We start from the raw sequence: 19,547 nt of genomic DNA on the forward strand, positions 1-19,547 counted from the left end.
GATCAACCTCGTCTTGTTGTTGCGTCAGGGGTGGGGGAAGGGTTGTTGTTATGCTGGCGAATCGTCGTCACGCGCGACTCGATGTTTCGCCAGGGGGCTTGGTCGGGCGCAAAGCGCGCCCGTAGATAGGCCGTCAGGGTGACGACCTGGGAGTCGCTAAAATTGTCGGCGAAACCGGGCATATTGCCGAGACCGGGTACATGGTCGGCATGTACGCCACCTAGGATCGACTGGATGACGTTGTCGGGATGCTGGCTATGTAGGTTGGTATTCAATGCTAATGTGGTCTGGGCGCTGGTGAAGGAAGGCGCACCACTCTCCATATGACAACTGGCGCAGGCCCCTTCGAACAGGCGTTCTCCCTCCTCCATGCCGGCGAGGCTGCGCTGAGCCGTTACGATGCGCGCCGCAGCGTCGGCTCGTACGGTCTCGCTATCGCCCGCCGGTGCGTCCATCTGGACCGCCACAAAGTGAGCCAGGGCGCGTACGTCATACTCGGGTAGCTCGCCCAGGCCGGCCACCACCGGTGCCATGGGACCCGAGGCCGCTCCATGCAGTGGCGACGCGCCGTGGCGTAAGTAGTCGTAGAGGGAAGCCTCGCTCCAGGGAATCGGCGAGCTTGATAGCCGATTGAGCGGCGGCGCCTCCCAGCCGTCCACCATGGCACCGGCCAGGCTGTGCTCTCCCTTCCGCTCGGCCCCCATGGCGTTGCGCGGCGTGTGACAGGCGCTGCAGTGCCCCAGGCCTTCGGCGAGGTAGGCGCCACGATTGTAGAGGTCGCTCTGGCCAGGATCGGCCTCGAAGGGCCTGGGGTCGTGATAGAGTGCGTTCCAGCCGGCCATCAATGGTCGGAAATTGTACGGAAAGCTCAGCGCATTGGCCGGTGTCTCGGCGCTCACTGCGGGCTGCGCCATCAGGTAGGCATACAGCGCCTGCATGTCCGCATCGCTGATCTTGGCGAAGGCCGTGTAAGGGAAGGCCGGATAAAGATGCTTGCCATCGCGGCTGATGCCGTGACGCATGGCGCGTTCGAAGGCCGCATAGGACCACTGGCCAATCCCTGTCCCCTCGTCGGGCGTGAGGTTGGTGCTGTAGAGGATCCCGAAGGGTGTCTCGAAGGCGCGCCCACCGGCATTCTCCCGACCTCCCTCGGCGGTGTGGCAGGCCGCACAGTCGCCGGCTGCGGCCACCAGGCGTCCACGTTCGATGGTCGCGGCGGAATAAAGGTTGGCCGAGGGGCGGTTAATCGGTGCGATCGCCCCCTTCCAGGGCCAGGCCATGACCGCCGTACCGGCAACAGCGGTCAGGGCCGCCACCTTGAGCCAGTGGCGTCCGGGGCGCCGGGTCGGTCTGCCGGCTGCCTCTTCCTGCAAGGGATTGGCCTGGTCGTGGAGAGCCTGACGTACGCGGCCGGCGGTGAAGGGTGGTTGGCGGAAGCGGACGCCGGTGGCATCGAACAGGGCATTGGCGATCACCGCCACGCCGGGTGCAAGATTTACGTCGTCGAGCGGCTGCGGCAGCGAAGTCGTCGCCTCGCCGTCTGCGCTCTCCTTGGTTGGCATGTCGGTACGGGTCGCCAGAACACCGACAGGCGTCGGGTCGACATTCTGTGCGTCCTCGCTGCCATCGCCCCATTCATCGAAGGCCGGGTCGCGTCCCAGCAGCGGGCGAGCGCTACCCAGGACCCGGGTTTGCAGTGTCTGTTGCAGGCGATCCGTATCTACCTCGGGGCCGGCGTCCTGGCCAACCACCAGCCGAGTCAGGGTCACGTCGCCGGTGATACCGTTGACCTCCACGTCGGCGATCCAGGCCGAGCGCACACCTTCTGGGATGCGTTGATGCCGGTCGGGCAACTGTGAATAGGCGAAGCCGCGACCGCGCAGGCGATCCGGCGATGTGGAGGCAGTGGATGACAGCGTTTCGCCCCAGCGGGCACGCTGCGACACTGAGGTGATTAGCTCGACGCCACGGGCATCATCGAGGTGACGTAGTCGCAGTGTCAGTGGGTCCTGATCACTGTCGTGGGCCACTTCATCCAGAAAGGATTCCCGGGCAAAGGCTTGCTGAATCTCGGCGAGGTTCCCGTTCAGCCGACCGGCACCATGATCGTCGCGTCGGGTGGTCAGTTGGGCGCTACTAAAGGCATAGGGCGAGAAAGGCGGAGTTCCGCCGGCTTCGGTCCGCCGGATGGGTGGCCTGCCGCAGAGCCATAGACCCACGGCGGCGATATCGCCCGAAGCATGGGCCTGATGGTAGTGGTAGTCGGCGATACTGCCGCTCTCTAGCAGGTCGGCGCTCAGGGTGATGCGCTGTGCCTGCCCCAGTGCATGCACATCACGGGTGTAGGAGGCATCCAGCCAGACCGCCACGGGGCAGCCCAGTTGCTGGGACATCACTGCGGCATCAACGGCAGCGTCGTCACCGCAGTGGCGACCCAGGCCGGAGACCCGCGCCGGGGTGTTCCCGTAGAGCTCGATCCGCTCGGCCGGTAGGCCGGTGAGAGTCATAAGGTCGTGGATCAAGGCCTCGGGCGTGACGGTCTCTCCCCGTAGCATGAGGCGTTGATCGGAGCAATCGGCCACCACCCAGCCGGGGGCATCGCCCCAGCGCAGGCGGCTCGGCCAGCCATAATCATGGCGATGGGCCGAGGTCACCTCGTCATGTTCGGCAGCCAGCCCCCGGGACGCCGCCTCGGTTGCCATGGGAAGCGGGGCGCCACCACCTTGACCTGCGCCGGAGGGCGCCCGCCATTCGAGCCGCAGGCGACGCGCGGCGTCTTGTGCAGCAGTCAGACTGTCGGCCACCACACCCACGAAATCGCCCTCGGTGACGACTTCAACCCGGCCCGGCAGGCCCGCCACGCTAGTCCGATCCACGGCTACCAGTCGATCGCTGACGAAGTGCTCGCCGTTCCAAGCATAGTGGGGCGGCCTCACCGCTACACCAAAGCGCTTGGGCGACGCCAGCGGAGCGGGGAGCTCTGTGGGTTCAGCCTGGGGGGAGGGGGGCTGCCGATCACTCATGGGGCGCCTCCGGCGACTCGGTGGCATTGATTGCCACGGCGCGATTCGCCGCCTCGAGTATTTCCACGTGGGTGCCGCAGCGACAGAGGTTGTACTCCAAAGCGGCCCGCAACTGGGCCGATGAGGGCCGAGGAGTGTGATTGAGCAGGGCGCGCACGCTGATGATCATGCCATTGAGGCAGTAGCCGCACTGGGCGGCCTGGGCATCGATAAAGGCGCGCTGGACGGGGTCGAGGCGGCCTTCGTTGGCCAGGCCCTCGAGGGTCAGGATGTCATGCCCGATCGCAACCGAAACCGGCAGGACACAGGCGCGTGCGGCCATCCCGTCGATGAGTACACTGCAGGCACCGCACTCGCCCAGGCCGCATCCGTACTTGGGGCCATTGAGCTCCAGGTCATTGCGCAGGACGGCCAACAGGGGGGTGTCCGGCGGTATTGCTAGCTCGTACGCGCAGCCATTCACAGTCAGGGAGATCGCTTGGGTCATAGGGACTCGTCATTATTCTTGGCGTTATCCACGTTTTCGACTCCTGAGGGAGCCTGCTCAGGCATCACCCTGTGCCTCCTTTGAGGATCCGGGTGTGCCGCATGATTGCAGTGTACACGCTCTTAATTTCAGGTTTCTACACATATAGCACCTAGAGTCCTGTTTCTGCAAGCTGTGATCTGCGTCATGTTTTCCCTTATAAAAGTCACCGTTTTATGGGCCTTGATCAAAGTTTCTCTCATTTTGTCCTGGCTTGGGTGTTTGGCGTAACGAACGAATAAACGGTGCTTGACGTAAAAAATTATGGCGTATACGTTGTATTCGAGCCTCGTGTCACCCTCGGCGCATGCCCCATGCTGGAGCGCCCCCGGCGAAGAGTTGCTCTGCGCATGCCCCCTGCCCATTGGGCATCGAGGAAGATCAATAAAATCAAACAGGTGGAGTAAATGACCAAGAATCGAAGAATTGCTGTCATCGGTGCAGGTCTCGGAGGCGCTGCAGCGGGTGCGCTCCTGCAGCAGGCTGGCTACGACACAAGGGTCTACGAGCAGGCACCAGCCTTTTCACGGCTCGGCGCCGGTATTCACCTCGGCCCCAACGTCATGAAGGTGATGCGTCGCATCGGCATCGAGGACAAGCTCAACGCCATGGGCTCCCACCCAACGCACTGGTTTAGTCGCGATGGCAGGAGCGGCGAGTACCTGTCGCGAATCCCGCTCGGCGATTTCGCCCGCGAAGAGTACGGTGCGGCCTATATCACCGTGCACCGCGGCGACCTGCATGAGTTGATGGTAAGCACCCTGGATCAGGAGCGGCTCTACTTCGACAAGCGTTTGGTGAACGTCGACGATAGCGGCGACAAGGTGATCATGACTTTCGCCGATGGCACTACCGACGAGGCCGACCTGGTGATCGGCGCCGATGGTGTCAATTCATGCATCCGCGAGAAACTGCTGGGGCCCGAGGCGCCCATCTACAGCGGCTGGGTCGCCCATCGGGCGATCATCTCGGCGGAGAAGCTTAAGGCCTATGATCTGGATTTCGAGGCTTGCGTGAAGTGGTGGTCGGAGGATCGCCACATGATGGTCTACTTCGTGACTGGCGATGAGAAGGAGTACTACTACGTTACCGGGGTGCCGGAGCCGGAGTGGAAACACGGTACCTCCTTCGTGGACAGCTCTCGCGAAGAGATGCGCAAGGCCTTCGAGGGTTATCACCCCACGGTCCAGGCACTGATCGATTGCACCGAGACGGTTACCAAGTGGCCGCTGCTCGAGCGCAATCCCTTGCCACTGTGGCATGACAACCGCCTGGTGTTGCTTGGCGATGCTTGCCATCCGATGAAGCCGCACATGGCCCAGGGCGCCGCCATGGCCATCGAGGATGCCGCCATGCTGGTGCGCTGCCTGGATGAGGTCGGCGCCGACCGTTATCAGGACGCCTTCGAGCTGTACCGTACCAACCGCTTCGAGCGCGCCTCCCGCGTGCAGAAAGTCTCTCACGACAACACTTGGCTGCGTCAGGACGAAGACCCTGCCTGGGTGTTCGGCTATGACGTCTACGAGGTGCCACTCAGGCAGCTGCAGCACACCGACGAGGAGAGCCCGGCATGAGCAGTACCTTCCTGTACGGCGCTAACGTCCAGGCCAATGGCATTCGCCAGCACTACCTGCGCTATGCCGGCGAGGCATCGGCCACCCGCCAGCCGCTGGTGCTGATCCCCGGTATCACCAGCCCGGCCGTGACCTGGGGCTTCGTAGCCGAGCGCCTCGGTCGAAGCTTCGATACCTATGTGCTCGACGTGCGCGGGCGCGGCCTCTCTTCTAGCGGTCCTGAGCTCGCCTACGACACCGATACCTGTGCCGATGACGTGAATGCGTTCGTCGCGGCGCTGGGGCTGGAACATGTCATTCTTGCCGGCCACTCCATGGGCGCCCGCTTCGCATTGCGTGCCCTGTCCCGGGGTGCTCGAGATATCGACAAGCTGGTGCTGATCGATCCGCCGGTCTCCGGACCAGGGCGCCGCGAGTACCCCAGCAAGCTGCCCTGGTACGTGGATTCGATCCGCGACTGCATCAGGGGTGCTGATCTCGAGACCATGCGTCGGTACTGCCCGACCTGGAGCGAGGATCAGCTGCACCTGCGCGCCGAGTGGCTGCATACCTGCTACGAGTCAGCCATCGTCCAGGCCTTCGAGGAATTCCACAGCGTGGATATTCACCAGGATCTTCCCGGTGTGAGGGTACCGACGCTGTTGATCTGCGCCGGCAAGGGCGGGGTGATACAGGATCAAGATCGTGCCGAGATCCGCGACCTGCTGCCATCGGTTCGCATCACCACCGCCGAGCAGGCGGGACACATGATTCCCTGGGACGACTACGAGGGCTTCTTCGCCGCCTTTGAGGACTTCCTGGGCACTGAACTCTGAAAGAGGCCTTCACAATGACCAAGACATACCGTATCGGCCAGATCGTACCCAGTTCCAATATAACCATGGAAACGGAAATTCCCGCCATGCTGACCGCGCGGCAGCTGATACGCCCCGAGCGTTTCACTTTCCACTCCAGCCGCATGCGCATGAAGACTGTCAGCAAGGACGAGCTCGCCGCCATGGATGCCGAGTCTGATCGCTGTGCACTTGAGCTTTCTGACGCGGCAGTCCATGTGATGGGTTACGCATGCCTGGTGGCGATTATGTCCATGGGGCCGGGTTATCACCGCGAGTCCCAGCGTCGCTTGCGTAGCCGCACCGAGGAGAACGGTAGCGATACTCCCGTTGTCACCAGTGCCGGTGCTCTGGTGGATGCCCTGGGCGTAATGAAGGCCAAGCGCGTTGTCGTGGTGGCTCCTTATATGAAACCGCTGACCGAGATGGTGGTGGACTACATACGTCAGGAGGGTATCGAAGTCGTCGACTACCGGGCGCTGGAGATTCCCAACAACCTCGACGTGGCTCGCCACGATCCCGCCAATTTGCCCGAGATAGTCGCCGGCCTCGACTACAGCGACGTGGATGCCATTGTGCTTTCTGCTTGTGTTCAGATGCCCTCGCTGGCCGCCGTGTCCAAGGTTGAAGCGATCACTGGCAAACCGGTTGTCACCGCGGCTATCGCCACTACCTATGCCATGCTCAAGGCCCTCGATCTTGAACCAGTGGTACCGGGAGCCGGAGCCCTGCTATCGGGCGCCTACTGAGGAGGTAGTCATGACGCAACACGCTCAGGAAGCCAGTGACAACTACAAGGGCGTCTGGGACGGTCGGATTGGGTTCGGTGACAAGGCAGCCCTTGTAGTTGTCGATTTCATGCAGGGTTACACCACGCCTGGCTCACCCTTATTTGCTCAGGGCGTGGTAGAGGCGGTGGCGAGGATGCCGCGATTGTTGGCCGCGGCACGTGAGACCCAATTGCCGGTAATCCATACCAACATTCTCTACCAGGCCCCTGACCAGCGTGACGGTGGCATCTGGGTCAAGAAGGCCCCCGTGATGCGTGCCATGGTGCCGGGCAACCCCTATGCAGCATTCTGCGAGGAGGTGACTCCCGCCGAGGATGAGCTGGTGATGACCAAGCAGTACGCCAGTGCCTTCTTTGGTACGTCATTGGCCTCGACGTTGGTGGCAATGGGTGTGGATACACTCATCCTGACGGGATGTTCGACCAGTGGCTGTATTCGTGCCACAGCCGTGGACGGCCTTCAGCATGGTTTCCGTGTGATGGTGGTGCGCGATTGCGTTGGCGATCGTCATCCTGCGCCACATGAGGCCAACCTGTTCGATATCGACAGCAAGTACGGCGACGTGGTCTCGCTCGACGAGACACTGGATTACTTGGGGCGTAGCTAAGGCGGTTGCCCGGTCGTTGCCGACCGGGCAACCTTCTCAGTCGTCGGCGTTCATCTTTTCTAGCAGATGCAGCAAAGCGATGCGCTCGGCAGGATTTAGGTTTCCCATTGTCTGATCGCTGACTTGCTTGGCGATAGGCACCATGTTTTCCACCAGGGACTCTCCCGCCTCGGTAATAACCACCATCACCTTGCGCTGGTCACCAGGATCAGTGGTCAGGGTGATCCATTCACGCGCTTTGAGCCGCTTGATCACCCCGCGTATCGTGGCGGGGTCAATGGCAGTGGCATTGACGATCTCCGTAAGCGAGCTTGGCCCACGTTCCATAACAGTGCACAGGGTGACGAACTGTATGGCAGTCAATTGCTTGTCGCAGCTGTGACGCTGGAAGATCGCTGTATGGCGCTGGTAGGCCTTACGCAGCAGGTGACCGACCTGTTCGGAGAAGTCATAACCCTGCTCGGCGGGTGAGCGGTGATCGCTGGACGAGGCGTGAGCTGACGTCTCTATTGTCATAAGGCTTCCTTGGTATGCTGGCGACGACATATCGTTGTTATCACGATCTCTCCGCCGAGTATGGTCCCCGTGGCGGAGCGGAGCAGCCTGGAATGTCAACGCAGGTGTGACTCGGCTTGCAGGCGATAGAGAAGTCATGTTTATTTATGGTGTACACACTATAATTAAATGGCGAGAAGGGCAAGTGGGCCTGCTCCTGCCATGCAAGGCCTAAGTCACCTTCATATTGTGCTCTAAGCCACCGATAACACCAATGAGGCTAGAATGGCGTCCACAACACTGCCGGATCGACAAGCTCTCCTCCATGGGACCGACCTGCTGGTAGTCTACCGAGAGCCCGTGATCCCACCCAAGCCGGCTCCTGGTCAACCGGGTACACACTCAGATTTCGTGCCCACGGAGCCTGAACTCTTCATCGCTGTGCTCGCCGATAGTCGAGTGATGGCTTTCAACGGACACGTGGATCTAGGCACCGGCATCCGCACAGCTCTGGCCCAGATTGTCGCCGAGGAGCTCGAAGTGGACCTCGAACGGGTCACTATGGTGTTGGGGCATCCCTTTGAGGTACCCAACCAAGGGCCAACCATTGCTAGTGCCACCATCCAAATCACCGCCGAACCCTTGAGGCGTGCGGCGGCCCAGGCTCGAGAACACCTGCTGGATCTGGCCGCCAGCCACTACGGCGTCGCGCGAGGCCGCCTGCGTTGTGTCGAGGGAGCCATTCAACCGGTCGAAGGTGATCACCCCGCTGTGAGTTACGGTGAACTTCTTCATGGTGAACGGCATGCCTTGACGCTTGCTGATGATGTACCGCTCAAGCCGGTCAGTGACTATCGACTGGTGGGGCGGGCGGCGCCGCGTGTCGATATTCCCGACAAGGTGGCCGGAAAACTAACCTTCGTGCATGACATGCGACTGCCTGACATGCTGCACGGTCGAGTGATTCGTCCTCCCTATACCGGCCATGATCGGGGGAGCTTCGTTGGAACCAGCTTACTGGGGGTAGATGAGGCTTCGGTGGCCGGCATGCCCGGGCTGATCCAGGTGGTAGTGATCGGCGATTTCGTGGGCGTAGTCGCCGAGCGTGAGGAACAGGCCGCAGCGGCTGCCCGGCGACTCCAGGTAAGCTGGCGCCAGCCCGAAGGGTTGCCGCAGCTCGACGATCTCGAAATGGCTCTGCGGGAACTGCCGGCACAGCGACGTCCTCTGCTGGAGGAGGGCGACGTGGAGGGAGCGCTGGCCAAGGCTGCGCATCGTGTATCTCGCACCTATGTCTGGCCCTTCCAACTGCATGGATCCATCGGTCCCTCCTGCTCAGTGGCCGACTATCGTGGTGATCGGCTGCAGGTGTGGTCTGGCACCCAAAACCCCCACAGCTTGCGCGCCGACTTGTCACGACTGATGGGGCTCGATGAGAGCTTAGTCACGATCACTCGCATGGAAGCCGCTGGTTGCTATGGGCGCAATTGTGCCGACGATGTGGGGGCCGATGCTGCGCTGCTGTCTCGGGCGGTGGGACGGCCGGTGCGGGTACAGCTGACTCGCGAGCAAGAGCATGGCTGGGAGCCCAAGGGCGCGGCCCAGTTGATGGAGGTCCAGGGGGGCCTGAACGCCGATGGCAGCCCTGCCGCCTATCGCTTCGTCGCTCGCTATCCCTCGAACAATGCCCCGACCCTGGCCCTGCTGTTGACCGGCATCGTCAAACCCAGCGATATCCCCTTCGAGATGGGAGATCGTACCTCGGTCCCGCCGTATCGTTACCCTCATCGGCAGATTGCCTGCGATGACGTCCCGACCCTGGTTCGCGCCTCCTGGTTGCGCGGCGTCTCAGCCATGCCCAACACCTTCGCACATGAGAGCCATATCGACGAACTCGCCCAGTTGGCTGGCGAGGATCCGGTGGCCTATCGGCTGCGATACCTGGCTGACCCGCGCGCGGTGGAGCTGACCGAGGCCGTAGCAATGCGAGCGGGCTGGCAACCGCGGATCGCCCATTCGCTACCACGAGTGGTGGATGGTTGGCACCATGGGCGAGGGGTAGCCTACGCCCAGTACGTGCACAGCAAGTTCCCCGGCTTTGGCGCGGCCCTGGCGGCCTGGGTGGTGGAGCTGAAAGTGCACCCCGAGAGCGGACGCATTGTCATCGAGCGGCTGGTCGTGGGGCAGGACGCGGGCCTGATGGTCAACCCGGCGGGGGTGCGTCACCAGGTCCATGGCAATGTGATCCAGACGCTGAGCCGGACCCTCAAGGAGCGGGTCGCCTTCGAGGACGACCTGCCGGTGAGCCGGGAGTGGGGCGGCTATCCGATCCTGCGGTTCTCGGAGCTGCCCGAGATCGACGTCATTCTTCTCGAGCGCTCCGAGGCACCGCCGCTGGGGGTCGGGGAATCCACGTCACTGCCCGGCGCTCCGGCCATCGCCAACGCCCTGTACGACGCCATCGGGGTGCGCTTCACCCGCCCCCCCTTCACACCGGAGTTGGTGCGCCGCACCCTTGCCGCTGCTCGGTCGGTCCCGGTTGAGGCGATCGGCTGATGCAGCATCTCGACTTACAGGTTATCGAGCGCGCCCTGCATTGGGCCAACCGGGGCCATCATCTGTGGCTGTGCACGGTACTGGCCACCTTCGGCTCGTCCCCTCGGGAGCCCGGCGCCATGCTGGTGGCACGCCAGGATGGTGAACACCTGGGTTCGCTGTCCGGTGGCTGCGTGGAGGAGGACTTTCTCGAGCGGCTGCGCCAGGGGGAATTCAGCGAGCCGGTGCAACGGGTGCGTTATGGCGGCGAGGGGAATGCACCGGGGTCAGGCCGTGTACGGTTGCCCTGTGGGGGTAGCCTGGAAGTGCTGGTAGAGCGGCTGGAGCCCGATGCTGCCACCCTGACCCACCTGGAGGTGATGCATGCCACCCTGCTCGGCCGACGAGCGCTGATTCGGCGTGTACCGCTGGATGGTCGAGGGGCGCACTTCGTCCTGGCTGAGTCGCCGGGCCTTGCCATTCTGCGGGAGGAGGGCATCATCGGTGTGCGCCTCGGCCCGGCATTGCGCCTTATTATCGCGGGTATCTCACCGGTCTCTCAGGCCTGTGCTAGCTTCGCCAGTACCCTGGGCTTCGAGGTCATTGTCTGCGATCCTCGGGAGGAGGCGCGTCGGGGGTTTGCGGTACCGGGGGTGGAGGTGCAAGCGGTGATGCCCTCGACCTTCATCGCTTCGGGCGGCTGCCATGCCGCCACCGCCGTGGTGGCCCTGACCCACGATCCTCGCATCGACGATCTGGCGATGATCGAGGCCGTGCGCACCGAGGCCTTCTATATCGGCGTCATGGGCTCGCTGCAGACCTCGCGCCAGCGCGAGGTGCGGCTGCACCGTTCGGGGGGACTCGGCCCCGAGCAGATCGCCAGAATTCATATGCCGATCGGCCTTGGTCTGGGCAGCAAGACACCAGCGGAGATCGCCCTAGCGGTTATGGCAGATATCGTTCGAGTGCATCGGGGGAGGGCACGACATGCGCTCTGATAAATCGTTGGCGCTAATCATGGCAGCGGGATACTCCAGGCGCTTCGGTAGTGACAAGAGATTGGCTCAGCTCGCTGATGGGCGGACGCTTCTCGCCACTACCCTGTCTGCTGCCATGGACGCCTTCGAGCAGGTAAGGGTGGTGGTGAATACCCAGGTGGTACCCACCGATCTGGGGATTCCCGAGGCAATGGCGCTGGTCATCCGACCCGTAGCCCCGGTGGGGCTTGGAGGCAGCATCGCCCATGCTGTTCGAGCGCTTCATATCGAGCAGTTGCCTCGGAATATCGACAGTATCGCTATCTGTTTGGGCGATATGCCTTGGGTGAAGCCCGAAACTTACGGTCTGCTGGCAGCGCGAGCCACCGCAAACACCATTCTTAGACCTGTCTACTCAAATATTCCCGGTCATCCAGTCTTCTTCGGTCGATCCTTCTGGCCCGCCCTGGCCGACAACCTTGACGATCAAGGGGCTAGGTCGGTACTTGCACAGTTTTTAGATAAGTTTGTAGCCGAGCCAGTTGCGGATCCGGGGGTGGTCTATGACATCGACTATCCCAGTGCGATTCGGGAGTTGAACCGCACATGCAGATAGAGAGAGCCGCACAAGATCAGTCACCATCACCATAGAGGTACCGGTACGGCTCCGTTAGGCTGGGTCATTTGGAAACCTCGTGTTCTATCCTGCCGATGAGATCCAACACCTACTGAGGATTTTCATTCATAACGTCGATGAGGCTCTTCCAGCCAAGTCCGATAACATTCGGATCAGAGTTCAGTGATGGGTAGCATCTGTTAAGGGGACATGGTAGAGGAGGATGAGCCAGCACAGAGTACGAGTAAATATAGCACCTCAGAGCTGGCTACCTCGCTCAACTACGAAAAAAAGGCGGCCTCAATGAGCAAGGGAAAAACCTGGCACATCAGGTATCGTGCTGCCTTGCTCCCGGTGTCGCCCCGTTGCGAAGGCCGGGGTCTATCGGGTGCTTGTGGTTAATTTACCGCCCAGCTCGTCGCGGCAATTAAGCCGATGCTCTTTGAACGCTTTCTCGAGTGTAGCCGCGCAATATTCCTCTCCTGTTTCGTGGGCACCCTCCTGGATAGTCCTGACTATCTCCGCTATATCCTCGTCAGTCGTGTCAGCATCAGTGTCGCTCATGTCAATACCGTACAGCCACTCCTGGGTTTTTCTAACGCCGAGCGTCTTGTAGCGTCCTACGTAGAAGCGTGAGACCACCTCGCCTTTCAACTCCTCATCCTCCCGGTACTCGAGTCCCAAATCAGCCATGTAGTTCCTGATGAAAAACTCCGCTGCTTCAGCAGTGGGGTGCTCGCCATGCGCGTAAGTCTCGATACCCCACTCCTCGCCGCAACTATCATTAAGACATGCTTCGCCACTGGAGACATGACGAGCCGGTTGAGATAAGACCTCAAAACAATGCAGGTCGGAATCAGCGTCCTGTTGACGCTTAGGACCAATGTGCTGGCGTTCAATGACAAAGTACATTTAAGACCTTAAGACTTTAGAATATGTAATCATAATTAGGAAAATCATGTGCACTGTCAAGCATGGGTGTCAATTTGTGAGGCAAAGGGCTTTCTGTTCTTGGTTCTGACCTTTCGCCAGAAACCGGTCCACCGCCAATGTGAGTTTTCCGCTACGTTTCACTGATAGCAAGAGATCTCGCGATGAAGCGTAACCTACATACCGAAGAGCAGATCATCAGCATCCTCAAGGAGCAACGAGCGCGGCGTCTCGATTACCGAGCTGGCCCTGCAGAACGGTATGAGCGAACAGACCATTTACCGCTGGAAGGCCAAGTACAGCGGCATGGAGGTCTTAGAGGCCCAGCCTCTGCGCGAGCGGGAGGTCGAGAACGCCCGGCTCGAGAAGCTGCTGACGGAAAGCGCTCTTGATAACGCTGCCCTCAAGGAGATCGTCTCGGGAAAGTGGTGACGCCCGAAGCAAAGCGGCGAGTGGTGAAGCACCTGGTGACAGACGGCTGGCTCAGCCAGCGAGGCGCCTATCGGCTGCTGGGCTTGGCAAGATCAGTGGCGCGCTATCAGGCTGCAACGCGTGACCTCGACGAGATCGCGAACTATTGCTAACCGCCGGCCTCGATTGTCTGCGATAACGGACCGGAGCTGACTGCAAGGGGATGTTCTTCTGGGCGCGTGAGCAGAAGGTGACGCTGGCCTTCATTCAGCCAGGTAAACCAACACAGAATGCGTTCATAGAGAGCTTCAACGGCAAATTCCGGTCCAGCTGCCTCAAACAGTATTGGATCCTGAGTCTTGCCGATGTACGACACGAAATTACTCAAGGGAGAACCCACTACAACCATCTCATACCGCCCAGCTCGCTGAGCTATTTGCCACCCGTGGCCGAGCAGTGTGCATGAAGAGGCGCATCCTCGCATTGATGACAAACCTAAACTAGGAGAAGGTCACACTGAGGATGAGGCCTCGCTGAGCTGGCTAAAGATAAAAACGACGAGGAAGGTAGGGCTGTACCCCTTATAGGTGGTGGATCAATGAAATTCCACCACTATGAGAAAATAAGCCATGCGAATGGAACAAGCCATGCGAATGATTCGCCGTCCCGAGGTTCTTCAGCGCTGCGGTTTTAGCAACTCAACCATGCATCGTCTGATCAAAGCGAAAGCCTTTCCGGCACCAGTTCAGCTTACGGTCCGTGCAGTGGCCTGGGTCGAGGAGGATGTCGATGCCTGGATTCGTGGGCGTATCGATGGGCCAGATGACGACTGATTGTGCCAATGCTGCATGTCGGTCTGGATCACCTGAGTCACGCCGGCAGCTCTATAGCAGAGCTGTCGAGATCGACCCAGCCTAGCAGCCTGGCTAGAGTACTTGCCCCGACCAGGCCCTGCCCTCTGCCGCCATGCCTGCTCCAAGCATGGCGGCTTGAACCATCTGACCGCCCGCAAGCCACTGCAACCATCCGGTAGTCACCCACTATCCAGAGTGCTTCATAAGCGCCAGCAAGAGCAGCCGCTCCCAAATGAACATAGCCTCAGCGTTCCGCCCACCCACAGGATGCTCCAGCGACAGCGTCCAGGTGCCGGCGGATTCGCCCGGAAACCCAAAGTCGTCATACGTCGGAGGGCTTACCCCCGACTCGGCCTGGGATGCTACTTATGTCCGCGAGCACCTCATCAATCAGGGCATGGGTAAGACGCTTCCCATAGAGCACCAGATGGCGCTGAACTTCATCTTCGCTGGCAACGCTGGCCACTATGTTGTTCCACGGAAAGGCTTGCCGCGCACGGCCCTGCCGCTCCAAGGCTTGCCAGCTGAGCCGAAAGCGATCACTATTCGGCTCATGTCGTGAGCCGAATGTCGTTGCCATTCGGCTCTTCCGCCTTCTCGGAGTTCTGTCATGACCGATCACGCCTCGACATGGATCTGGCAGCATCCCGGCTGGCCGGGCTTCACCAGGCAAGCGGCCGAGGTTCAGCCGCGGGCCCAGGCATGCTGGCGGGATCTCGGCATCTTACTGGGACGGTCGGGGGCCCTGACCTCCGCGGATGACCAGGACGCTGAGGCGAGAGCCGCCCTGGACACGCTATTGCAGAACATCGTCACCTCCTCGGCCATCGAGGGAGAGCGTCTGAATGTGGCGTCAGTTCGCTCCTCCTTGGCCCGGCGCCTTGGCGTGGAGGAGCCGGAGGGCGCTACCTCGCCGCGTTCTGAAGGCCTGGCGGAGTTGATGCTGGATGCCACCCTCAATCCTGACACGCCGCTGGACGTCGTAAGGCTGTTTCAGTGGCATCGCTGGCTGTTCCCAGAGGCTGATGCCGCGCTGACGGCGCTGCGGCCCGGGCAATGGCGCGGGGTGGAGCCAATGCAGGTGGTGTCGGGTCGCCTGGATCGTCCCAAGGTACATTTCGAGGCGCCGCCACGAGAGGGGTTGGAACACGAAGTTGACCAGTTCCTCGCATGGTTTGAGGCCAGCCGTCATGACCCGGCCCTGGACCCCCTGATTCGGGCTGGCCTGGCACACTTCTGGTTCGTGACGCTGCATCCGTTTGAAGATGGCAACGGCCGGATTGCCCGGGCCATCGCCGATCGCGCCTTGGCGCAGGCGGATCAGCAGAGTATCCGCCTGTATGCCATGTCGGCCGCCATCCTGGAGCGCCGCGCCGACTACTATCGCCGCCTGGAGGAGAGCCAACGGGGCACGCCGGACCTGACGGCCTGGCTTGTCTGGTTCCTGGACACTCTCGATGCCACCTTGTTGGACGTCTTGGAGCAGGTTGAGCGGACGCTGGCCAAGGCCCGCTTCTGGCAGCGCTACAGGGCGGCCGATCTCTACCCCGAGCAGGTGAAGGTGCTGAACCGCCTGCTGGATGGAGGAGAGCGAGGGTTTGAGCAAGGCATTAGTGCGTCGCAGTACCAGAAAGTCGCCAAGGTCAGTAAGGCAACTGCGACCCGTCACCTCACAGGTCTGGTCGAGAAGGGGGCCTTGGTGAAGCTGCCGGGAGGTGGTCGCAACACGCGCTATCAGGTGCCCGAACGGTTCCGTCAGAACGACGGGGAGTAGACCTCCCTGTGACAATGTCTAAGGGGGGCGTGTTATTGGCTCCAAGTTCGGCGCCTATGTACCCCTCTTCATCCGGAAGCTCTTCATCAAGGTTTACCTCCATGCCCGCCGTCAGGCGTTCTGCCTCGGCAATGAGGCTAGCAAGGTTACCGCTCATCGAAGTCATGCAAGGCCCGCCTGTCGATGGCGCCGACCCCAATGCAGCGCCACCATAGTTTCATGGATCGAAGCGAGGGCCTCACTACGGTACTGCTGCGACATAGCCAATCACCACCTGCTTTACCATGGCCACCAAGCACCCTGCCTGGCCGATACAATATTGTCGATAGCGGCGCTTACGACCCTATTGTGTCGCCGCGTATGACACATCAAATCTCTCGTCTGGCAAAACACCAGCGCAGCGGCACACCCAGGCAGCGTCCATCGCCCAACCTGATCGTGATCGTCTCACGCCTGTCGATGGTCTCTACGATGCGCCGGCCCTCCTCTGGCGCTGGCAGCTTGTCTCGAATCCCAGCGGAAATCGTTCGATCCCCGCGGCCGGCGAGCATTCCCTTCTCACTGATGTCTTCGTCCACGGCGGGCCAGTGAATGCCCACCGGGTTGAGCTCGTATCGCACGCGTTCGCTGGCGCTGGCACGTTCCAGACGCGGATACCAACAGATCGGACAACTCACCCAGCGGCCATCCGCTTGGCCGACAACTAGCCGTTCTCGCTCTATACGCGCCCAGGTAGGGGAGGAGGGGGTTGATGCGGGTCCGCCGTGAAGGCATCACCACCTCTGAGCGTGAGCGGATCAAGGCGCTGAAGCGTGAGTGCCGGGGGTTGAAGCAGACCAACGAGTTCCTGCGTAAGGCGTCTTCGTAATTTGCCCAGGCGGAACTCGACCGCCGCGGAAAGTGATGCCGTGCCAGGCGGTAATGCCGCGGAAGTCGCTGCCGACGATGGTGCTGTAGTTGGCGTTCATCGATGATAACCGGAAGGCGTACGGGTCGAGCAAAGCGGCCGTGTCCTGCCGATTGCCCTGTGACTTACTACGTACACAAGCCCGTGAAACTTGGCATGATCGCGCGCCACTCCGAGTCCAGCGCGATCATTGGCTGTGTGCTGGAATCCAGCGCGTCTAGGAAGAGAACTACGGTGTTTACAGTATCCGCAAGGTCTGGTGTCAATGCATCGAGAAGCAAGTCCCTGCCACTCCCTGCATCATCGAGCGCTGCCAGCTAATTAATTCAGCCCATGACCAGCAGCGTTTCCAGACAGTTTGGAATGAGGCATGCTGGAGAGGCGTAGATAGCCCCTCTGGCATTGCTCAGTTCACATGCCGCAAGCCGGGGGCTGTCAGTATCCGTCTGGTCGAGAGCGGAATGGAGGAGAGGCAGTGGCCACTGTCGATATTGAACACATCATGAGCGAGCTTGAGGAACACGCGCAGACGTTGCGAGCGCTGAGCGAGCGGTTGTCTAGCTCCGACCCCGAGGCAGCGCACACCACACAGTTAATTGCGCATGACCTATGGGAACTGCGAAAGGAGTTGGGTGACGAGCGGTAGAAGTGGAATCTGCATTCATTGCAAGGGTTGAATCCAGCGCAGGGTCTGATGACGGCAGAAGCGCAGAGGTGGACGTAAGGGGCTTTCTCCAGCGGGACTGAAGCCTGCAGGTGAATCTCTAAGTATTACTGAATAATGTCTGTCCGACTGGTAATGCCTGCCATATGCCATCATTCTGTAAAGAGCATAGAGTTGTCTGCTGAAAAGAGGCGTCATGGCGAAGCAAGACGAGCAGGACGTGTCGATTGACGGCAAAGACGTAAGTGACGACCCCCTCATTAGCCGTGATCAGCCTCTCGAGAAGCTGCGTGGCTCGGTATACGAATACGATCAGCCGTGTGATCCGGTGGGCACCGAGGATTGGGCAGTTCTCGAGGTATCGGATGAACCACGGACGCTTGCGGTCTGGCGGGCGGCAGGAGAATTGTTTGAGGGGGATCGAGCAGCAGCAGATCGCTGGATGCATAAGGAAGTAAGGGGGCTGGGCTGGAGGCGCCCTGTCGATGTTATGCAAGAAAACCCTCAGCGAGTTTTGGATCTGATAGGCCGGATAGAGCATGGAATAAGCTCATAACCCTTAAGCCCATGGTTACAGCTTAACCCGGCCTTCATCAGCGATGAGCGCTGGGCGCTCCATGTTCACGCGTAGCCAAGTCTCGCGAAGCGTACCGATGTCGCCGCAAGCGATGACTTCCAGGGCTGAGCGGCCATCGGAACCTTTGTTGAAATTGGGCATCGCCATGAAGCCATACAGGTTGTCAGGATTGTCAAACAATACTCGTAGCGCCGCATGAATGTTCAGTACGTAGCTGATGCGAGCAAGCTGATCCTCATCCAGAGTGATCTGCCATTCCGGTTTTTGCTGCTTTGCCTGGGCATAGGTATCGGGAGAGATGCGTAGGATTGACCTTCCCCCTGGTTTAGGTCCGTCATCAATGTGAGAAACCGCTCCTTCAGGCACATTGCTGGGCATAGGCTACGGGTGGCAAATAGCCCAGCGAGCTGTGCGGTCTTACATGGTTGTAGTGGGTTCTCCATTGTGTGATTTCGTGTCGTGCATCCGCCAGGCTCAAGAACCAGTGCTGATTGAGACAGCCGTCTCGGAACTTGCCGTTGAAGCTCTCGATGAACGCATTCTGCGTCGGCTTGCCCGGCTGGATGAATGCCAGTGTCACCTTCCGCTCACGTGCCCAAAAGAACATGGCCTTGCTGGTCAGCTCCGGCCCGTTATCGCAGACAATTGAGGCTGGCAGTGAGCGCTGCTGCGCGATCTCGTCCAGGAACCGGGCTAGCCGACGTCCTGAAATGGACGTGTCCGTCAGTTGCCCGACACACTCTCGGCTGAAGTCGTCCACGATGTTCAGCACGCGAAACCGACGCCCCGAGGCCAACTGATCCGACACGAAGTCCATCGACCAGCGCTGGTTGGGGCGGTCCGGCAGTGGCATCGGTGCCCTTGGCCGGATCAGCCGCTTGCGCCGCCGGGTGCGAACTTGAAGGCCATACTCGCAGTACAGGCGGTAGGTGCGCTTGCGATTGATCACCAAGCCCTCCTGACGCAACAGCGCATGCAGCAGCAAGTAGCCGTAGCGGGGATAGCAGGTCGCCAAGGCTTGCAGGCGTGCCCGAAGCGGCTCATCGTCACGCGGTATGGCCTGGTACCGGGCTACCGACCTTGCCAGGCCCAGCAATCGGCAGGCGCCTCGCTGGCTGAGCCAGCCGCCTGTCACCAGGTGTTCCACCGCACGCCGCTTCGCTTCGGGCGTCACCACTTTCCCGAAACGATCTCCTTGAGCGCGGCATTGTCGAGGGCGCTTTCCGCCAGCAGCTTCTTTAGCCGGGCATTTTCGCTTTCCAGCTCGCGCAGGCGCTTAGCCTCCGAAACCTCCATGCCGCTGTACTTGGCCTTCCAGCGGTAGATGGTCTGCTCAGTCACGCCGTTCTGCCGGGCCAGCTCGGCGATCGAGACGCCGCGCTCGTTGGCCTTGAGAATGCTGATGATCTGCTCTTCGGTATGTCGGTTACGCTTCATCGCGAGATCTCCTGCT

18 protein-coding genes and 1 pseudogene are annotated in these 19,547 nt (G+C 60.9%); 12 read left to right on the plus strand and 7 right to left on the minus strand.

Annotated elements, in window-relative coordinates:
- Positions 1–2: 2 nt before the first annotated feature.
- Together HNO52_RS05090 and HNO52_RS05095 are read right to left on the minus strand one after the other, a co-directional pair.
- Complete coding sequence (locus HNO52_RS05090) at positions 3–3,023, minus strand: c-type cytochrome (RefSeq protein WP_197568112.1); 3,021 nt, start codon at positions 3,021–3,023, stop codon at positions 3–5.
- Positions 3,016–3,510 (minus strand): (2Fe-2S)-binding protein, encoded by a 495-nt coding sequence (locus tag HNO52_RS05095; RefSeq protein ID WP_197568113.1) that lies wholly within the window; start codon positions 3,508–3,510, stop codon positions 3,016–3,018. Before HNO52_RS05095 ends, HNO52_RS05090 begins: the two co-directional genes overlap by 8 nt.
- Positions 3,511–3,956: 446 nt before the next feature.
- Here HNO52_RS05095 and HNO52_RS05100 point away from each other — a divergent pair, with 446 nt between their 5' ends.
- The 4 genes from HNO52_RS05100 to HNO52_RS05115 are packed head-to-tail and all read left to right on the plus strand — an operon-like array spanning position 3,957 to position 7,354.
- Positions 3,957–5,123, plus strand: a complete 1,167-nt coding sequence (locus HNO52_RS05100; RefSeq protein WP_197568114.1) for an FAD-dependent monooxygenase — start codon at positions 3,957–3,959, stop codon at positions 5,121–5,123.
- Complete coding sequence (locus tag HNO52_RS05105; protein WP_197568115.1) at positions 5,120–5,938, plus strand: alpha/beta fold hydrolase; 819 nt, start codon at positions 5,120–5,122, stop codon at positions 5,936–5,938. Before HNO52_RS05100 ends, HNO52_RS05105 begins: the two co-directional genes overlap by 4 nt.
- Positions 5,939–5,952: 14 nt before the next feature.
- On the plus strand, positions 5,953–6,705 hold the full coding sequence (locus HNO52_RS05110; RefSeq protein WP_269476077.1) for a maleate cis-trans isomerase family protein: 753 nt from the start codon (positions 5,953–5,955) through the stop codon (positions 6,703–6,705).
- Positions 6,706–6,715: 10 nt separating this feature from the next.
- Positions 6,716–7,354: an N-carbamoylsarcosine amidohydrolase gene (locus HNO52_RS05115; RefSeq protein WP_197568116.1), complete on the plus strand. Its 639-nt coding sequence runs from the start codon at positions 6,716–6,718 to the stop codon at positions 7,352–7,354.
- Positions 7,355–7,390: 36 nt separating this feature from the next.
- Here the strand turns inward: HNO52_RS05115 and HNO52_RS05120 are convergent, their stop codons facing one another.
- Positions 7,391–7,870: a MarR family winged helix-turn-helix transcriptional regulator gene (locus HNO52_RS05120; RefSeq protein WP_197568117.1), complete on the minus strand. Its 480-nt coding sequence runs from the start codon at positions 7,868–7,870 to the stop codon at positions 7,391–7,393.
- Positions 7,871–8,134: 264 nt separating this feature from the next.
- Here HNO52_RS05120 and HNO52_RS05125 point away from each other — a divergent pair, with 264 nt between their 5' ends.
- Genes HNO52_RS05125 through HNO52_RS05135 form a run of 3 tightly spaced genes read left to right on the plus strand, consistent with a single transcriptional unit; the run spans position 8,135 to position 11,977 of the window.
- Complete coding sequence (locus HNO52_RS05125) at positions 8,135–10,405, plus strand: xanthine dehydrogenase family protein molybdopterin-binding subunit (protein WP_197568118.1); 2,271 nt, start codon at positions 8,135–8,137, stop codon at positions 10,403–10,405.
- A complete protein-coding gene (locus tag HNO52_RS05130; protein ID WP_197568119.1) occupies positions 10,405–11,382 on the plus strand; it encodes an XdhC family protein in 978 nt (325 codons plus the stop codon). Before HNO52_RS05125 ends, HNO52_RS05130 begins: the two co-directional genes overlap by 1 nt.
- On the plus strand, positions 11,372–11,977 hold the full coding sequence (locus tag HNO52_RS05135) for a nucleotidyltransferase family protein (protein ID WP_197568120.1): 606 nt from the start codon (positions 11,372–11,374) through the stop codon (positions 11,975–11,977). Before HNO52_RS05130 ends, HNO52_RS05135 begins: the two co-directional genes overlap by 11 nt.
- A gap of 381 nt (positions 11,978–12,358) precedes the next feature.
- Here HNO52_RS05135 and HNO52_RS05140 read toward each other — a convergent pair whose 3' ends face one another.
- Positions 12,359–12,889, minus strand: a complete 531-nt coding sequence (locus HNO52_RS05140; RefSeq protein WP_197568121.1) for a hypothetical protein — start codon at positions 12,887–12,889, stop codon at positions 12,359–12,361.
- Positions 12,890–13,071: 182 nt separating this feature from the next.
- Between HNO52_RS05140 and HNO52_RS05145 the strand changes: the two are divergent.
- The 3 genes and pseudogenes from HNO52_RS05145 (at position 13,072) to HNO52_RS05155 (ending at position 15,946) form a co-directional block, all read left to right on the plus strand.
- Positions 13,072–13,784, plus strand: a pseudogene (locus tag HNO52_RS05145) (integrase core domain-containing protein).
- Positions 13,785–13,965: 181 nt separating this feature from the next.
- Positions 13,966–14,151, plus strand: coding sequence for a helix-turn-helix transcriptional regulator (locus HNO52_RS05150; RefSeq protein ID WP_197568122.1), 186 nt, complete (start codon positions 13,966–13,968; stop codon positions 14,149–14,151).
- A gap of 631 nt (positions 14,152–14,782) precedes the next feature.
- Entirely contained in the window at positions 14,783–15,946 is a 1,164-nt protein-coding gene (locus HNO52_RS05155) for a Fic family protein (protein ID WP_197568123.1), read from the plus strand.
- A 368-nt stretch (positions 15,947–16,314) separates the two neighbouring features.
- On the opposite strand, the gene HNO52_RS05160 is transcribed toward HNO52_RS05155, so the two are convergent.
- The gene (locus HNO52_RS05160; RefSeq protein ID WP_197569105.1) at positions 16,315–16,668 is read right to left on the minus strand and encodes a DUF2442 domain-containing protein; all 354 of its coding nucleotides are present in this window, start codon (positions 16,666–16,668) and stop codon (positions 16,315–16,317) included.
- Between the two features lie 660 nt (positions 16,669–17,328).
- Here HNO52_RS05160 and HNO52_RS05165 point away from each other — a divergent pair.
- Both HNO52_RS05165 and HNO52_RS05170 read left to right on the plus strand, forming a co-directional pair.
- Positions 17,329–17,499: a hypothetical protein gene (locus HNO52_RS05165; protein WP_197568124.1), complete on the plus strand. Its 171-nt coding sequence runs from the start codon at positions 17,329–17,331 to the stop codon at positions 17,497–17,499.
- Positions 17,500–17,713: 214 nt separating this feature from the next.
- Entirely contained in the window at positions 17,714–18,073 is a 360-nt protein-coding gene (locus HNO52_RS05170; RefSeq protein ID WP_197568125.1) for an MbcA/ParS/Xre antitoxin family protein, read from the plus strand.
- A 15-nt stretch (positions 18,074–18,088) separates the two neighbouring features.
- Here HNO52_RS05170 and HNO52_RS05175 read toward each other — a convergent pair whose 3' ends face one another.
- Positions 18,089–18,472, minus strand: coding sequence for a hypothetical protein (locus tag HNO52_RS05175; RefSeq protein ID WP_197568126.1), 384 nt, complete (start codon positions 18,470–18,472; stop codon positions 18,089–18,091).
- Positions 18,453–19,531 (minus strand): IS3 family transposase gene (locus HNO52_RS05180; protein ID WP_197568127.1). Its coding sequence is split into 2 segments (ribosomal slippage): positions 18,453–19,276 and positions 19,276–19,531, totalling 1,080 coding nucleotides; the frame shifts between segments, so codons are not numbered across the junction. The genes HNO52_RS05175 and HNO52_RS05180 overlap by 20 nt, the downstream gene beginning before the upstream one ends.
- Positions 19,532–19,547: the final 16 nt, after the last annotated feature.

Source organism: Halomonas sp. MCCC 1A13316 (genome assembly GCF_014931605.1).
Lineage (GTDB): Bacteria > Pseudomonadota > Gammaproteobacteria > Pseudomonadales > Halomonadaceae > Halomonas.

Excerpts from the sequence above, each read along its gene's own strand:
- HNO52_RS05090 (WP_197568112.1), bottom strand. The coding sequence starts at position 3,023 with ATGAGTGATCGGCAGCCCCCCTCCCCCCAGGCTGAACCCACAGAGCTC.
- HNO52_RS05095 (WP_197568113.1), bottom strand. The coding sequence starts at position 3,510 with ATGACCCAAGCGATCTCCCTGACTGTGAATGGCTGCGCGTACGAGCTA.
- HNO52_RS05100 (WP_197568114.1), top strand. The coding sequence starts at position 3,957 with ATGACCAAGAATCGAAGAATTGCTGTCATCGGTGCAGGTCTCGGAGGC.
- HNO52_RS05105 (WP_197568115.1), top strand. The coding sequence starts at position 5,120 with ATGAGCAGTACCTTCCTGTACGGCGCTAACGTCCAGGCCAATGGCATT.
- HNO52_RS05110 (WP_269476077.1), top strand. The coding sequence starts at position 5,953 with ATGACCAAGACATACCGTATCGGCCAGATCGTACCCAGTTCCAATATA.
- HNO52_RS05115 (WP_197568116.1), top strand. The coding sequence starts at position 6,716 with ATGACGCAACACGCTCAGGAAGCCAGTGACAACTACAAGGGCGTCTGG.
- HNO52_RS05120 (WP_197568117.1), bottom strand. The coding sequence starts at position 7,870 with ATGACAATAGAGACGTCAGCTCACGCCTCGTCCAGCGATCACCGCTCA.
- HNO52_RS05125 (WP_197568118.1), top strand. The coding sequence starts at position 8,135 with ATGGCGTCCACAACACTGCCGGATCGACAAGCTCTCCTCCATGGGACC.
- HNO52_RS05130 (WP_197568119.1), top strand. The coding sequence starts at position 10,405 with ATGCAGCATCTCGACTTACAGGTTATCGAGCGCGCCCTGCATTGGGCC.
- HNO52_RS05135 (WP_197568120.1), top strand. The coding sequence starts at position 11,372 with ATGCGCTCTGATAAATCGTTGGCGCTAATCATGGCAGCGGGATACTCC.
- HNO52_RS05140 (WP_197568121.1), bottom strand. The coding sequence starts at position 12,889 with ATGTACTTTGTCATTGAACGCCAGCACATTGGTCCTAAGCGTCAACAG.
- HNO52_RS05150 (WP_197568122.1), top strand. The coding sequence starts at position 13,966 with ATGCGAATGATTCGCCGTCCCGAGGTTCTTCAGCGCTGCGGTTTTAGC.
- HNO52_RS05155 (WP_197568123.1), top strand. The coding sequence starts at position 14,783 with ATGACCGATCACGCCTCGACATGGATCTGGCAGCATCCCGGCTGGCCG.
- HNO52_RS05170 (WP_197568125.1), top strand. The coding sequence starts at position 17,714 with ATGGCGAAGCAAGACGAGCAGGACGTGTCGATTGACGGCAAAGACGTA.
- HNO52_RS05175 (WP_197568126.1), bottom strand. The coding sequence starts at position 18,472 with ATGCCCAGCAATGTGCCTGAAGGAGCGGTTTCTCACATTGATGACGGA.